Origin of the sequence: Thermus tengchongensis, assembly GCF_021462405.1 — a bacterium.
In the GTDB taxonomy this organism is placed as follows: Bacteria; Deinococcota; Deinococci; order Deinococcales; family Thermaceae; genus Thermus; species Thermus tengchongensis.
In genome coordinates this window covers 1-14,024 of sequence record NZ_JAKEDU010000004.1, presented here as the reverse complement: position 1 = coordinate 14,024, position 14,024 = coordinate 1, and the positions used below count along the sequence as shown (strand labels likewise).

Here is a 14,024-nt window from a genome sequence, read left to right as displayed (position 1 = left end):
CTATTCTACCCGGTAACGGCAACAGCTTCCCCCCTCCGCCAGCCTCTCCTCCCGCAGCAAGGGGAGGCCCAACAACTCCTGGTAAGCGAGGAGTTCGCTTTGGCAGAGGGCCTCGTGCTCCCGGGAGAGGGCCAGCTTGGGGCAGCGCTTCTGGCAGAGGTACAGCCTTCCCCCTTCCTCCACCACCTCCGCCTCATAGCCCTGCTCCCTCAGGAACTGGGCCAGGCGGGCCAGGCGTTCCCTGAGGGGAAGGGCCTCCAGGTTCAAGGGAGCAAAAAGGTTGCGGTTCCTTTCCAAAAGGAGGCGCACCACCCCTTCCCGGCCCAGAACCCTCTCCACCTCCTTAAGCACATCCCCGCAAAGGGAAGCGTAGGGAGCCTCCCTGTCCTGGGCCATGTACAGGCGGTAGGGCCGGCCCCGGCCCAGACACTTCCTCACCTCCGAGCGCACCAGACCCCGGGCCTCGAGGTCCTGCAGGTGCTTCAGGATGGCCGCCCGGCTCACCCCCAGGGCTTTGGCCAGCTCCTTGGCGGTATAGGGCCTGAGCCTCAGGAGGTCCAGAACGCGTTCCTTGGTGCCTTCCAGAACAAGGGCCATATCAGGCCATGGGCAAGGCAAGGAAGGCTTGCACGCTGAGGGCAGCGGCCAGCTCCCGGGCCGCCTTGCGGAAGGCTTCCGCCTCGGGGCCCTCGGGGGCCTCCACCAGGATGGGCCGCCCGCGGTCGCCGCTTTCCCTAAGGGGGAGGGTGAGGGGGATCTCCCCCAGGAAGCGGGTCTTGAGCTTCTCCGCAAGCCGCCTTCCCCCCCCTTCCCCGAAGATGGGGGTGGGCTGGCCGCAATGGGGGCAGAGGAAGTGGCTCATGTTCTCCAAAACCCCCAGGACGGGCACCTGAACCTTCTTGAACATGTCCGCAGCCCTTTCCGCATCGATCAGGGCCACCTCCTGCGGGGTGGTCACGATCACCCCGCCGGAAACCTTGGTGAGTTGGGCCAGACTGAGTTGCACATCCCCGGTACCCGGAGGCAGGTCCACCACCAGGTAGTCCAGCTCCCCCCAGTTCACCTCCTCCAGAAACTGCTTGATGGTGCCGTGGAGGATGGGCCCCCGCCAGATCATGGCCTGGCCGGGAGGAACGATGTTGGCGATGGAGAGGACCTTGAGGCCGTAGGCCTCGAGGGGAAGGATCTTCCGGTGCTGGTCTACCTTGAGCCTCTCCCCCTCCAGGCCGAACATCTTGGCCTGGCTGGGCCCGTAGAGATCGGCGTCCAAAAGCCCCACCTTGGCCCCCTCCTGCAGGAGGGCCAGGGCCAGGTTGGCGGCCACGGTGCTCTTGCCGACACCCCCCTTGCCGGAGCCCACCGCCACCACGTGCTTCACCCCGGGGATGGGGAACTGCTCGGGGGCCCTCACCCCGCCCCCGAAGCGCACCCGCACCTCCTCCACCCCCAAAGGATGAAGGGCCCGCTTGACGTCCGCTTCTATCTGGCCCTTTAAGGGACAGGCGGGGGTGGTGAGCTGGATGAGGAGGTCCACCCTGCTCCCCTCCAGCCGCACCTCCCCCACCATGCCCAAGGAGACCAGGTCTTTGCCCAGCTCGGGGTCCATCACCGTGCGCAGGGCCTCGAGGACCCGCTCTTCGGTCAGCGCCATACCGGGCTCAGGGTATACCCGGATATAGTTTTGGGCAAGAGGTGAAGGCACAATGAGAGGCCCTGGGGCCTATACTGGTCCCGTGTACCCCGAGTGGCAAAAACAGCGCTTCTACGAGCTCCACCTGGCCTGGCTGGTGCAGGGGCCAAGGGGGTACGACCTCCTCTTCAAGGTAAACCCCTACAGCCTCTACAAAACCCGTGAGGAAGCCCTGGAAGCGGCCAAGGCGCTGGTGCAGGGAGGGGCCTTGGACCAAGACCCCAAGGTGGGGCCCCACCGGGCCCCCGTCCGGCTTTCCCCAGAAGACCAGGAGCGCTTCCTGGTGCTCCTGGAAAGCGGAAAGGCCCTCCTCCCCTTGGACCGCTACGCCCTCTTGGGCGAGGTGGCCGAGGTGGAGGAAAGGCTTCTCCACCGCGCCCCCTTCCGGGACCCCACGAACGTGCTGCATAGCCTAAAGGGCCTTCCCGTGCGCCTCCTCTACACCCCCCTCAACGACCCCGAGGCGGAAAGCCAGGAGCTGGCCCAGGGCACCCTTATCCTCTCCCCGGAGGGCCTAGCGGTGGGGGCCGTGCACCTCGCCCTGCCCCCGGAAACCCTGGTGGAAGGCCTGGCCTACGAGGAGGCCTTCTTCAACCTAGGGGAAGGGCGCTACTACCTCTACGCCCTTTCGGGCTCCACGCCCTCGTAGAGGGCCTCGAGGTCCAAAAGCGCTTCCAGGCAGGGCAGAGGCACCCGCCCCGCCGCGTGGACCTCCAGGCGGAAGCCCTCCCCTTCCCGGCGGTAGACCTCCACCCGGGGCTCCCGGGTGCTCACCAGCAAGTAAGCCTCCAAGGCAGCGAGGCGCAGGTAGTTGTGGCGCTTCTCCCCCCGGTCAAGGCGCTCCGTGCTAGGGGAAACCACCTCGGCCACCAAACAGGGGTTCTCCTCATAAAGGGGGTGCGGGGTGCCCGCCCCACAGACCACCATGAGGTCGGGGTAGTAGACGGTGTGCTCGGCCAAACGGAGCTTGATCGTCTCCACATAAAGGCGGCAACCCCGGGCGCGGGCCGCCGGGCGCAGGAGGAAGGCCAGGTTCTGCACCAGGAGGTTGTGGGCCTTGCTGGCCCCCGCCATGGCGTAGGGGATGCCCTCCAGGAGCTCATGGCGCACGGGGCTTTGTGCCTCCATCTCCAGGTAGGCGGCAAAGCTCAGGGGTAAGGTCCTGGCTGCCTCGCCCATGTGCCCACATGGTAGCACCTCTTGGGTAAAGTGGTGGGTAGCATGGACCTGCCCAAGGCCTACGATCCCAAAGCGGTGGAGCCCAAGTGGGCGGAGCGGTGGGCGAAAAACCCCTTTGTGGCCAACCCCAAAAGCGGCAAAAAGCCCTTCGTCATCTTCATGCCGCCCCCCAACGTCACGGGCTCCCTCCACATGGGCCACGCCCTGGACAACTCCCTGCAGGATGCCCTCATCCGCTTTAAGCGCATGCAGGGGTTTGAGGCGGTCTGGCTCCCCGGCACCGACCACGCCGGCATCGCCACCCAGGTGGTGGTGGAGAGGCTTCTCCTCAAGGAGGGCAAGACCCGGCACGACCTGGGGCGGGAGGCCTTCTTGCAAAGGGTCTGGCAGTGGAAGGAGGAGTCCGGGGGGACCATCCTACGCCAGCTCAAGCGCCTCGGGGCCAGCGCCGACTGGAGCCGGGAGGCCTTCACCATGGATGAGGCCCGCTCCAAGGCGGTGCGCTACGCCTTCAGCCGCTACTACCACGAGGGCCTGGCCTACCGCGCCCCCCGCCTGGTGAACTGGTGCCCCCGGTGCGAGACCACCCTTTCGGACCTCGAGGTGGAGACCGAGCCCACCCCGGGCAAGCTCTACACCCTGCGCTATGAGGTGGAAGGCGGGGAGGCCATCGCCATCGCCACCGTGCGCCCGGAAACGGTCTTCGCCGACCAGGCCATCGCCGTCCACCCCGAGGACGAGCGCTACCAAGGGTTCATTGGGAAGAAGGCCCGCATCCCCCTCACGGAGATCTGGATCCCCATCCTGGCCGACCCCGCCGTGGAGCGGGACTTCGGCACCGGGGCCCTCAAGGTCACCCCTGCCCACGACCCCACGGACTATGAGATCGGCCTCCGCCACGGCCTGGAGCCGGTTTCCGTCATCGACCTGGAAGGCCGCATGACGGGGGACCGGGTGCCCGAGGCCTTGAGGGGCCTGGAGCGCTTCCAGGCCCGGAAGCGGGCGGTGGAGCTTTTCCGCGAGGCGGGCCACCTCTTGCAAGAAGAGGACTACACCATCCAGATGGCCACCTGCTCCCGTTGCGGCACGCCCCTGGAGTACGCCATCTTCCCCCAGTGGTGGCTTGCCATGAAGCCCCTGGCGGAAAAGGTCATCCAGGGCCTGGAGCGGGACGAGATCGCCTTCGTGCCCGAGCGCTGGAAGCGGGTGAACCTCGACTGGCTTAGGAACGTCAAGGACTGGAACATATCCCGCCAGCTCTGGTGGGGGCACCAGATCCCCGCCTGGTACTGCCAAGACTGCGGGGCGGTGAACGTGCCGCACCCTGAGCGCTACCTGGAAGACCCCAGCACCTGCCAGGCCTGCGGAAGCCCAAACCTCAAGCGGGATGAGGACGTCTTTGACACCTGGTTCTCCTCGGCCCTTTGGCCCCTTTCCACCCTGGGCTGGCCCGAGGAGACGGAGGACCTCAAGGCCTTCTACCCCGGGGACGTCCTGGTCACGGGCTACGACATCCTCTTCCTCTGGGTTTCCCGCATGGAGGTTTCCGGCTACCACTTCTTAGGGGAAAGGCCCTTCAAGACCGTACTCCTCCACGGCCTGGTCCTGGACGAGAAGGGGCAGAAGATGAGCAAGTCCAAGGGGAACGTCATCGACCCCTTGGAGATGGTGGAACGCTACGGGGCAGACGCCCTCCGCTTCGCCCTCACCTACCTGGCCACGGGGGGGCAGGATATAAGGCTGGACCTCCGCTGGCTGGAGATGGCCCGGAACTTTGCCAACAAGCTTTACAACGCTGCCCGCTTCGTCCTCATGAGCCGGGAAGGCTTCCGGGCCAAAGCGGAAGAGCCCACCCTGGCCGACCGCTTCATGCAAAGCCGTTTAAGCCGGGGAGTGGCGGAAATAACCCGCCTCTATGAGGCCCTGGACCTGGCCCAGGCGGCCAGGGAGATCTACGAGCTGGTCTGGAGCGAGTTCTGCGACTGGTACCTGGAGGCCAGTAAGCCGGCCCTCAAGGCAGGGAACGCCTTTACCTTACGCACCCTCGAGGAAACCCTCGCCACCCTCCTCAAGCTCCTCCACCCCATCATGCCCTTCCTCACCAGCGAGCTCTACCAGGCCCTCACGGGCAAGGAGGAACTGGCCCTCGAGGCCTGGCCCCAACCCAAGGCCACGGACGAGGAAGCCGAGGCCCGGTTTGAAGCCCTCAAGCAGGCGGTAACGGCGGTGCGGGCCCTAAAGGCCGAGGCTGGGCTTCCCCCCGCCCAGGAGGTGCGGGTCTACCTGGAAGGGGAAGCCACGCCCGTGGTGGAAAACCAGGAGGTCTTCCGCTTCCTGGCCCGGGCCGAGCTGTTGCCCGAGCGGCCCAACAGGGCCTTGGTGAAGGCCATGCCCAAGGTGACGGTGCGCATGCCCCTGGAGGGCCTTTTGGACGTGGAGGAGTGGAGGCGTCGGCAGGAGAAGCGCCTGCAAGAACTCCTGGCCCTGGCAGAAAGAAGCCAGAAAAAGCTTTCCGCTCCCGGCTTCCGGGAAAAGGCCCCCAAGGAGGTGGTGGAGGCCGAGGAGGAAAGGCTTCAGGAAAACCTGGCCCAGATCGAGCGCATCCGGGAGGCCCTCAGCCAAATAGGGTAAGCCGGGGGTCTTGGGCCTCCCCCGGGGCCTCGGCCACCGCCTCGGCCCGGCGCAGGTTCAGGGTGACAAAGGGGAAGGTTTCCAAAGGTTCCAGATCCACGATGGGTTTGTTGGGGCTAAGGACGTAAAGCTTGGCCTCGAGGAGGGTCTGGAAGGGCTTGGCCTGGGAAAGGTGGTCGGAAAGCCGCACCCCCCGGGGAAGCAGGAGTTCGCCCGCAAGGAGGTAGTCCCCAAAGAGGAAGGCCAGCTTGCGCCGCTCGAGAAGGCTTGGGCTGGTGCGGGGCTCGCTGGGTTTCCCCCCCGCCACCCACTGGATCCGCTCCTTGCGCAGGGCCAGGAAGCCGGTGCTGGCCTTGAGGTCCTTGGCTTCCGGGGGATGGGTGTAGCCCGGGGTGTAAAGGAGGGCACCGGTGACGGGAAGATAGGGCCTCTCCTGGTTCAAAAGGTCGGCGGTGCCCGCTCCGGGCACCAGGTAGATGAGCCCGTAGACCCGGTAAGCCTGGGTGTAGATCCTGGCCTCATGTACCTCTCGAGGCTGCTTGTACATCCTTCACCCCCTCTTCGGCAATGCCTGTACCCTATCGGACAAAGCCGCCCAGTAGGCCAACAGGGCCTCGCTGAAAAGGGGGGCATGCCTTCGCTGATAGGCGAAGAGGAGCCTCTGCCCCACCAAGGCCCTAAGCCGCTCCTCGTCCGTGGAGAGCATGGGCGGAGCCAGGAGCCTGGCCCGGGCACCCGCCCCCAGGGCCACATACACCGGACCGCGGGGAATCTCCACGGGGGTGGGGGGTATTCCTAGCCAAAGGGTGGCTTCCTCAGGGCTTGATAGGCGAAACCCCGCCCTCTTCACATACTCCAGGCCCTCGGGGTTATCCTCGGGAACATATACCCCCTCCCCCATCCTGGCTCGGGCCAAGGCCTCGGGCAAAGGAATGGGATGGGCAAAGGGCTCCACCCCTCCCTCAAGCTCCCCGGGCTCGCGGAAGTCCAAGGCCTGGGCCTCATAGAACACGGTACCGTTCCAGCGGTTTTCCACCAGTAAGACGGCGGCTTCCAACTCCGAGGGCATAGCGGCCGCCCGCTCCCCCATGCGCCAGGCCACCACCCTAACCCCCTGCAGGCGGAAGGCGAGGTGCTTTCCCTCCCCCATGGAGCGGATCTCCTCCGGGGAGCCTTGGAGAAGGAAAAGGGGCTCGGGATTCCCTTCCCCAAAGGGCTCTAAGGCCAGCAAAGCTCGGTGAAGGTCTGGAAGGGACGCCAAGGGGGGTAAAAGCCCTACAAGGGGCACTTCCCGCACGGGGTCGGGAAAGGAGGAGGCAAAGGCCTCCACCCGCTCCTTAAACCGGGGGAAATGGGCCTCATCCAAGGAAAAGCCCGCAGCCTCCCGGTGGCCTCCATAGCGGAGAAGAAGGTCCTCTGCACTCCTCAGGGCCTCCACGGCGCTGATGGGGGGGAGGCTTCGCACCGTGCCCTTCCCCTGAGCCACGAGGAAGACCGGGCGCAAGGTGGCCTCGAGGATCCGGCTCGCCACGATGCCCATCACGCCCGGATGCCCCTCGGGGTCGTGGAGGACGATGGCCTTGGCCTCGGGATCCGCCTGGGGAAGGAGCCTTTTCAGCATCTCCTCCTCTATGACCTGACGGCGGGCGTTCAGCCGATTGAGCTCCTCCACCAAACCCTTGGCCTCCTCCTCGTCCTCCGTGAGGAGAAGCCTTAGGGCCTTCTCCGCTTCCCCCAGGCGGCTTGCCGCATTGATGCGGGGGGCGATGCGGAAGGCCACCTCCACCGCCTTCCCCGTGTAGCCCACGCTTTCCGCAAGGACGCGAAGCCCCAAAAGGCGGGAGTCCTTAAGGCGCTCAAGCCCTTCCCGCACCAAGGCCCGGTTCCACCCCCAAAGGGGGGCCACGTCGGCGATGGTGCCCACCGCCGCCAGGTCGGCATACTCCAGGGGCGGGGGAAGCCCGAGGCGCTCATGGAGGGCCCAGAGGAGCAGGAAGGCCACCCCGGCCCCCGTGGGGTGCTCCTTAAGGTCTGGGGTGTAGGCGGGATGGAGAATGACCCCCGGAGGCGGTGTATCGCGGGGCGTGTGGTGGTCGGTCACCAGAACCTCCACCCCGTTTTCCACCAGTTCCCGAAGCTCGGCGTGGTTGGCGATGCCGCAGTCCACGGTCAGGAACAGATCGGCGGCTTCCAGATGCTCGGGGATGCGCTTGGGGTGAACTCCATACCCCTCCTCGAGGCGGTGGGGGATAAAGGGATGCACCTCCGCCCCCAAAGCCCTGAGGCCCCGCACCAGGATGGCGGTTCCGGTGAGGCCATCCGCATCGTAGTCCCCGTGGATGCGGATGCGCTTCCTCCCCTCTAGCGCCCAAAGGAGAAGCTCCACCGCCTCCTTAAGGCCCCTTAAGGGAAGAAGGCCCAGGGAAGGCTTCAGGTCCCCCGGGCGGCGCACCCCCCGGTGCCAGTAGGCCAAGGCGGCCTCCGGCCCCACCCCAAAGGCCTCCATCACCTCCCGCCACTCCTTCAAGGGCGGCAAGGGAAGAAGACGCCAGCGCACCCGGTCCTTCATATAGCCCCCCAAGCCTCCCTCCCCTCTCTCCCAGAGCGGGAATCGTTACACCTCTTCCCGATCAGGGATTCTGGGAATCTCCTCAATGCGCTCCCGCTTTAAGGCGTTGACCTCGCCCTGAAGCCGCCGCACCTCCCTGAGAAGGGCGCGCCTTTCCCCCACGCCCCAAAGCCAAAGGGCAAGGGCGTAGGCCCCCCCCACCAAAAAGCCCAGGGCATAGGCGCCTGGAAGCAGATAGTAAAGGGGCCAGGGTCCTAAAGGGGTAGGCACCTCCAGGAAGGGGAAGGCCAGGTACAGGTAAAACCCCGCTCCCACCGCCCCTAAGGAGGCGAGGAGAAACAGCCAGTGGGCCAGCTTCATGGCCTTAGAATACCCCCTCCTTGTAGTCGGAAAGGCGCACCCGCCCCTCGTAGAGGGCCTTGCCCAAAAGGGCGCCCTCCACCCCCAGGCGCTTTAAACCCAGAAGGTCCTCCGGGCCAGCGATCCCCCCGCCCGCAATGAGCTCATGGGGCCAGGCCTCCCGCACCCGGGCCACCACCTCCAGGTCCAAGCCCTTTAAGGTGCCATCCCGCCGAACGTCGGTGTAGATCACCGTGCGCACCCCCAGGGCCTCCCAACGCCCAAGGAGGTCCAGGGCGGAAAGGGAAGTGGCCTCCTGCCACCCTGAGACCACCACCTCGAGGCCCCGGGCATCCAAGGCCACCGCTAGCCTGGCAGGCCCCACCTCCGCCAACATGGCCTCCAAGAGGGCAGGATCCTTTACCGCCACCGTGCCCACCACCACCCGGGAAGCCCCGAGCGAGAGGATCTCCCGGAGAGCCTCCAGGGAACGCACCCCACCCCCCACCTCAAAGGGAATGCGTATCTCCTGGGCGATCCGCCGGAGGGCCTCAAGGTTATCCCCCTTTCCCAAGGCCCGGTCCAGGTCCACCAGGTGCAGGAGCCTGGCCCCCTCTTCCTGCCAGCGCAAGGCGGCCGCCACTGGATCCCCGTACTGGGTTTCCCGCCCCGGGTCCCCCTCATGCAGCCGAACCGCCTTGCCCCCCTTCAGGTCCACGGCGGGAATCAACAACATGGGGCTATCCTACCAGCGCCCTCAGGGCTTCCTCCAGATCGGGGCTTCGCATGAGGCTGGTGCCGATGAGCACCGCATCAAAAAGCCCCTCTAGGGGTTTTAGCTCCTCCCGGCTGGAGTACCCCGACTCCGCCACCAAGACGCCCTGGAAGCCCCGCGCCCGGGCCAGGCGGCCCAGGCGGGGGGCGGTGGCGAGGTCGATGCGCAAGGTGGCGAGATCGCGGTTGTTGATGCCGAGGATCTCCGCCCCCGCCTCCAAGGCCACCTCCAGCTCCCTTTCCGTGTGCACCTCCACCAGGGCCTCGAGGCCAAGGCGCCTCGCCTCCTCCAGGTAGACCCCGGTGAGCTCCCCCAAGAGGGCCACGATGAGGAGGACCGCGCTGGCCCCGTAGGCCCGGGCCTCTTCCAGCATGAAGGGGTCCACCACGAAGTCCTTGCGGAGAAGGGGTAGGTCCACCGCCTGGCGGACCTTAAGAAGATCCTCGAGGCCGCCCCCAAAGTAATGGGGCTCGGTGAGGACGCTCACCGCCCTGGCCCCGCCCCGCTGGTAGGCCCGGGCGGCTGCCACGGGATCCAGCGCCCTTATAGCCCCCTCCGAGGGGCTCGACTTCTTCACCTCAGCGATCACGGAAAGCCCTGGTTTTAGTAGGGCCTCCCGGAAGGAGGGCACCGTCTCGGGCGCAGGGGGAAGGGGATAGGGAACCACCTCCTCCGCCCGCTTGCAGGCAATCTCCCCTAGCACACCGGGAACTCTACCCAAGCGGGGGCGCATGTCCTCGTTATACCATTACCATGCCTTCATATTTACGTGTAGGGTAAGGATTGTGCGGGGGGTAGCCTTGGCCTTAGGGGGCGGCGGGGTGCGCGGGTATGCCCACTTGGGAGTGCTGGCGGTTTTGGAGGAGGCGGGAATACCCATCCGGGGCCTTGCGGGAAGCTCCGCTGGCGCCTTGGCGGCCGCCGCCTACGCCTTCGGCCACAAGGACCCCTGGGGGGTGCACGAGGCCATCTTTGACCAGGAGATCGCCGGGTTTCGCCAGGGGGGAAACCTCCGCACCCTGGCCAGGCTCTTCACCGCCTTCCGGCGCCCCCATCTTTTCCAGGCAGAAAGGATCGCCCAGGGGTTGCAACGCCTCCTCGGGGAAGCCCGCCTCGAGGACAGCCCCATCCCCCTGGCCATCCAGGCGGCCGACCTCCTCACCGGGGAAAGGGTGGTCCTTCGCCAGGGCCCTGTTTGGAGGGCCGTCCTCGCCAGCATGGCCATCCCCGGCCTCTTCCCGCCCGTGCCCTGGGAGGGAAGGCTTTTGGTGGATGGGGATGTGGTGGAGAAGGTACCGGTACGAGCCGCCAAGGCCCTCTTCCCCAAGGTGGTGGCGGTGGACGTGTCCAACCCCCCGCCCAAGGAGGGGCCGAAGACGGCCCTCGAGGCCGCCCTCCTCTCCGGGGAGGCTAGCCGCAGGCGCCTCAAGGAGCTGGCCCTAAGGGAGGCTGACGTGATCATCGCCCTGGAGCCGCCCTTTCCCATCGACACCTTTGACCACGAGAAGCTCCCCCTGGTCTACGAACTAGGCCAGCGCCGGGCCCGGGAGCGGCTCAAGGAAATCCAGGCCCTTTCCCGCATCCGCCTCAAGGACCTGGCCCGGGCCCTCCGCCTGGCCCCTTGAGGGCCCCTTCCGACCGCCGCACCAGGTGGAGGAAGCCCATCACCCCCACGGGCAGGAGACCAAGCCCCCAGGGCCGGAGGAGAAGGCCCATCACCCCCAAAAAGAAGAAAAGCCCCGCCCCCAGACCCACCGCCACCAAGGCTCCCAAGGGACCCTCCTCCCTTAGGGCCATGAGGGCCTGGAGGAAAAGCCACCCCGCGCCCAGGAACGCCAGGGCAAGAAGCAGGGGATGCCAGGCCTGGGGAAAGAAGGGAGCCAGGAGCAGGAGTCCTGCCCCTTGCAGGAGGAAGAGAAAACCCGCGTAGACCTGGAGCCCTCGCCGACGCCTCGCAAGGGGAGCCTCGGGGTCCAGGAGGGCGCGGAGCTCGCCCCAAGGAAAACCTTGCCGCAAAGGGCTACCCATGGCCTAGTGGTGGAGCACCCTTTGCAGGAAGCTTCGGGTGCGCTCCTCCTTGGGGGCGGTAAAGATGGCCTCCGGCCTCCCCTCCTCCACGATCTGCCCCCCATCCATGAAGATCACCCGGTCCGCCACCTCCCTCGCAAACCCCATCTCGTGGGTCACCACCAGCATGGTCATACCCCCCCGGGCCAGGTCCCGCATCACGTCCAGCACCTCCCCCACCATCTCCGGGTCCAGAGCGCTGGTGGGCTCGTCAAACAGCATCACCTTGGGCTCCATGGCCAAGGCCCGGGCGATGGCCACCCGCTGCTGCTGGCCCCCGGAAAGCTGCCCCGGGTACTTCCGCGCCTGGTCCAGGATCCCCACCCGCTCCAAAAGCTCCAGGGCCTTCCGCTCCGCCTTCTCCTTAGGCCAGCGCCGCACCCGCATGGGGGCCAGGGTGATGTTCTCCAGCACCGTCATGTGGGGGAAGAGGTTGAACTGCTGGAAGACCATCCCCACCTCCCGCCGCACCTCCGCGAGGGCACGGTCGTCCTTGACGTTCCGCCCGTCCACCACCACCTCGCCCTCCTGGAAGTCCTCCAGGCGGTTGATGCAGCGGATCAGGGTGCTTTTCCCTGAGCCCGAGGGGCCGATGATGACCAGCTTCTCCCCAGGGGCCACCTCCAGGTGGATGCCCTTCAGCACGTGCAGGGGGCCGAACCACTTGTGCAGGTTGTGGATGCGGATGATGGGGTCCACTGCCCTCATTTTCGCATCCTCTGGAAGGCGTAGACCATCAGGAAGAGACCCAAGCCCACCAGGTCGGTGAGAAGCCCGGGCACCACCAGACTCAGGGCCGCGGCCATGAGCAAGGCCCGCTCCCAAAGAAGCGCGCGCTTGTGCAGGAAGCCCACCAGGCTGGCGCTGAAAGCGGTCATGCCCAAAAGGGCAGAAAGGACGATCCAGGCCCCCTCCAGGACGCTCCCCACCCCGAGGAGGAGAAGCTTGGGGCTGAAGAAGAACATATAGGCCAAAAGGGCGGTGCGGAGCTCATACACGAAGCCCTGGACCGCCGTCTTCCAGAAGTCGGACTTGGCGATGGCGCTGGCGGCATAGGCGGCCAGGGCCACGGGAGGGGTGGAGTCGGCCATGATGCCGAAGTAGAAGACAAACATGTGGGCGGCCACGGGGGGCACGGCGTACCCCGCCTTCTCGGAAAGCTGGAGGACCACCGGCACCACCAAGGAGGCCATGACGATGTAGTTGGCGGTGGTGGGGAGGCCCATGCCCAAGAGGAGGCTCGTGAGCTGGGCCAGGACCAGCACCAGGATGAGGTTCCCCCCGGAAAGGCGCTCCACGATGTCCGTGAGGCCAAAGCCGATGCCCGTCATGGTGACGATACCCACAATGACCCCGGCGCTGGCGGTGGCCAGGGCGATGCCCACCATGCCCCGAGCCCCGGCCTCGAGGCCCTCCAAGATGAGCCTCCCCCCCCTAAGGAGGCCAAAGCCGACCCCTGCACCGCCCCTAAAGGACCGCCAAACCTCCTGGGCCAAGATGAGGACAAGCATGAAAAAGATGGTGTTCAGGGCCGCCCGCTCGGGGGTGAGCCGGAGACCCACCAGGGCGTAGATCAGGTAGGCCAAAGGGAGCAGGTAGTGGAACCCCGAGCGCAGGATGGGGCCTAAAGGGGGTAGCTCCGAGCGGGGCACCCCTTTGAGGCCCAGCTGGAGAGCCTCCAGGTGCACCGTGATGAAAAGGGTGGCGTAGGCGAGGAGGGCAGGGATGAGGGCGATCAGGATGAGCTGGGTGTAGGGGATGCCTAAAAACTCCGCCATGATGAAGGCCGCCGCTCCCATGACCGGGGGCATGAGCTGGCCGTTGGAAGAGCTGGCCACCTCCACGGCCCCCGCCTTCTCCGGGGGGTAGCCCACCCGCTTCATCAGGGGAATGGTGAAGGTGCCGGTGGTGACCACGTTGGACACCGAGCTCCCCGAGACCACCCCCGTGAGGGCGCTGGCCACCACCGCCGCCTTGGCCGGCCCCCCGCGGAAGTGGCCCAGGAGGGCGTAGGCCACCTGGATGAAGAAGTGCCCTGCCCCCGCCTTCTCCAAAAGGGCCCCGAAGAGGACGAAGAGGAAGACGAAGGTGGCGGAAACCCCCAGGGGCACCCCCCAGATGCCCTCAGCGGTGGTGTAAAGCTGCCCCATGAGTTGGCCCCACTGGCTGCCCGCGTGGAGCTGCAGCCACGGGGGAAGGGTGAAGGGCAAAAGCCCCTTGGGCCCAGTGAGGGCGTAGAGGACGAAGACCGAGGCGATGATGGGCAAAGCCGGCCCCACCACCCGCCAGGCGGCCAGGAAGAGGACCAAAAGGGTCAGGCTCCCCAAGAAGACGTCCCTCCCGCTGGGTATCCCCCCCCGGAGCTGGGTGATGCCGTAGTAGTCCAAAACCACGTAGAGGGCCCCCAAAACCCCCAGGAGGGCCAGAATCCAGTCCAGGAGGGGGATGCGATCCCTAGGCCCTCGCCTCCCGGGGTAGGCCAGAAAGGCCAGGGCCAGGGCGAAGGCCAGGTGCACCGCCCTCAGGCGCATGGGGTCCAAGGTGCCCATCTCCGTGGCCCAGACCTGGAAGAGGCTCCAGACCACCCCCAGGGTGAAGAGCAGGTGGCGGCCAAACCCCCTAGGCTTCCGCCCCCCTAGCTCGCTTTCCTCCACCAGCGCCGAAACGTCCCTTTCCATGCTTCCCCCAGTCAAAGGGGGCCCCAGGCGGGGCCCCCGGAACCGCCCTTTACGGCTACTTCAGAACCCCGATCTCCTTGTAGAACCGCTCTGCTC

The 14,024-nt window shown here is 66.5% G+C and carries 14 protein-coding genes; 3 read left to right on the top strand and 11 right to left on the bottom strand.

Going from position 1 to position 14,024, the window contains the following annotated elements:
• Both L1087_RS06145 and L1087_RS06140 read right to left on the bottom strand, forming a co-directional pair.
• On the bottom strand, window positions 1-597 hold the full coding sequence (locus tag L1087_RS06145; RefSeq protein ID WP_234558107.1) for a helix-turn-helix transcriptional regulator: 597 nt from the start codon (window positions 595-597) through the stop codon (window positions 1-3).
• 1 nt (window position 598) lies between these two features.
• Entirely contained in the window at window positions 599-1,651 is a 1,053-nt protein-coding gene (locus L1087_RS06140; RefSeq protein WP_234558106.1) for an Mrp/NBP35 family ATP-binding protein, read from the bottom strand.
• Window positions 1,652-1,733: 82 nt separating this feature from the next.
• Between L1087_RS06140 and L1087_RS06135 the strand changes: the two genes are divergently transcribed.
• Entirely contained in the window at window positions 1,734-2,339 is a 606-nt protein-coding gene (locus L1087_RS06135; protein WP_234558105.1) for a hypothetical protein, read from the top strand.
• Here L1087_RS06135 and L1087_RS06130 read toward each other — a convergent pair.
• Window positions 2,309-2,869, bottom strand: a complete 561-nt coding sequence (locus L1087_RS06130) for a Uma2 family endonuclease (RefSeq protein WP_234558103.1) — start codon at window positions 2,867-2,869, stop codon at window positions 2,309-2,311. The two genes, L1087_RS06135 and L1087_RS06130, sit on opposite strands and share 31 nt — an antisense overlap.
• Window positions 2,870-2,911: 42 nt before the next feature.
• Between L1087_RS06130 and L1087_RS06125 the strand changes: the two genes are divergently transcribed.
• Entirely contained in the window at window positions 2,912-5,500 is a 2,589-nt protein-coding gene (locus L1087_RS06125) for a valine--tRNA ligase (RefSeq protein ID WP_234558101.1), read from the top strand.
• On the opposite strand, the gene L1087_RS06120 is transcribed toward L1087_RS06125, so the two are convergent.
• The 5 genes from L1087_RS06120 to trpC are packed head-to-tail and all read right to left on the bottom strand — an operon-like array spanning window position 5,484 to window position 9,916.
• Window positions 5,484-6,047: a DUF6812 domain-containing protein gene (locus tag L1087_RS06120; protein WP_038042174.1), complete on the bottom strand. Its 564-nt coding sequence runs from the start codon at window positions 6,045-6,047 to the stop codon at window positions 5,484-5,486. The genes L1087_RS06125 and L1087_RS06120 overlap by 17 nt on opposite strands.
• A 3-nt stretch (window positions 6,048-6,050) precedes the next feature.
• On the bottom strand, window positions 6,051-8,069 hold the full coding sequence (locus tag L1087_RS06115; protein ID WP_234558099.1) for a single-stranded-DNA-specific exonuclease RecJ: 2,019 nt from the start codon (window positions 8,067-8,069) through the stop codon (window positions 6,051-6,053).
• A 45-nt stretch (window positions 8,070-8,114) separates the two neighbouring features.
• A complete protein-coding gene (locus tag L1087_RS06110) occupies window positions 8,115-8,429 on the bottom strand; it encodes a hypothetical protein (protein WP_234558097.1) in 315 nt (104 codons plus the stop codon).
• 4 nt (window positions 8,430-8,433) lie between these two features.
• A complete protein-coding gene (gene hisA, locus L1087_RS06105; protein WP_135343834.1) occupies window positions 8,434-9,144 on the bottom strand; it encodes a 1-(5-phosphoribosyl)-5-[(5-phosphoribosylamino)methylideneamino]imidazole-4-carboxamide isomerase in 711 nt (236 codons plus the stop codon).
• A gap of 4 nt (window positions 9,145-9,148) precedes the next feature.
• Window positions 9,149-9,916 (bottom strand): indole-3-glycerol phosphate synthase TrpC, encoded by a 768-nt coding sequence (gene trpC, locus L1087_RS06100; protein WP_038042171.1) that lies wholly within the window; start codon window positions 9,914-9,916, stop codon window positions 9,149-9,151.
• Between the two features lie 52 nt (window positions 9,917-9,968).
• On the opposite strand from trpC, the gene L1087_RS06095 reads away from it, so the two are divergent.
• On the top strand, window positions 9,969-10,808 hold the full coding sequence (locus L1087_RS06095) for a patatin-like phospholipase family protein (RefSeq protein WP_135261131.1): 840 nt from the start codon (window positions 9,969-9,971) through the stop codon (window positions 10,806-10,808).
• Here the strand turns inward: L1087_RS06095 and L1087_RS06090 are convergent.
• From L1087_RS06090 to L1087_RS06080, 3 genes are read right to left on the bottom strand one after another with little or no spacing between them, the layout of a single operon-like run.
• Window positions 10,771-11,211, bottom strand: coding sequence for a hypothetical protein (locus tag L1087_RS06090; RefSeq protein WP_234558095.1), 441 nt, complete (start codon window positions 11,209-11,211; stop codon window positions 10,771-10,773). The genes L1087_RS06095 and L1087_RS06090 overlap by 38 nt on opposite strands.
• Before the next feature lie 3 nt (window positions 11,212-11,214).
• Window positions 11,215-11,958 (bottom strand): amino acid ABC transporter ATP-binding protein, encoded by a 744-nt coding sequence (locus tag L1087_RS06085; RefSeq protein WP_267964757.1) that lies wholly within the window; start codon window positions 11,956-11,958, stop codon window positions 11,215-11,217.
• On the bottom strand, window positions 11,955-13,928 hold the full coding sequence (locus L1087_RS06080; protein ID WP_234558093.1) for a TRAP transporter permease: 1,974 nt from the start codon (window positions 13,926-13,928) through the stop codon (window positions 11,955-11,957). Before L1087_RS06080 ends, L1087_RS06085 begins: the two co-directional genes overlap by 4 nt.
• Between the last annotated feature and the right edge of the window lie 96 nt (window positions 13,929-14,024).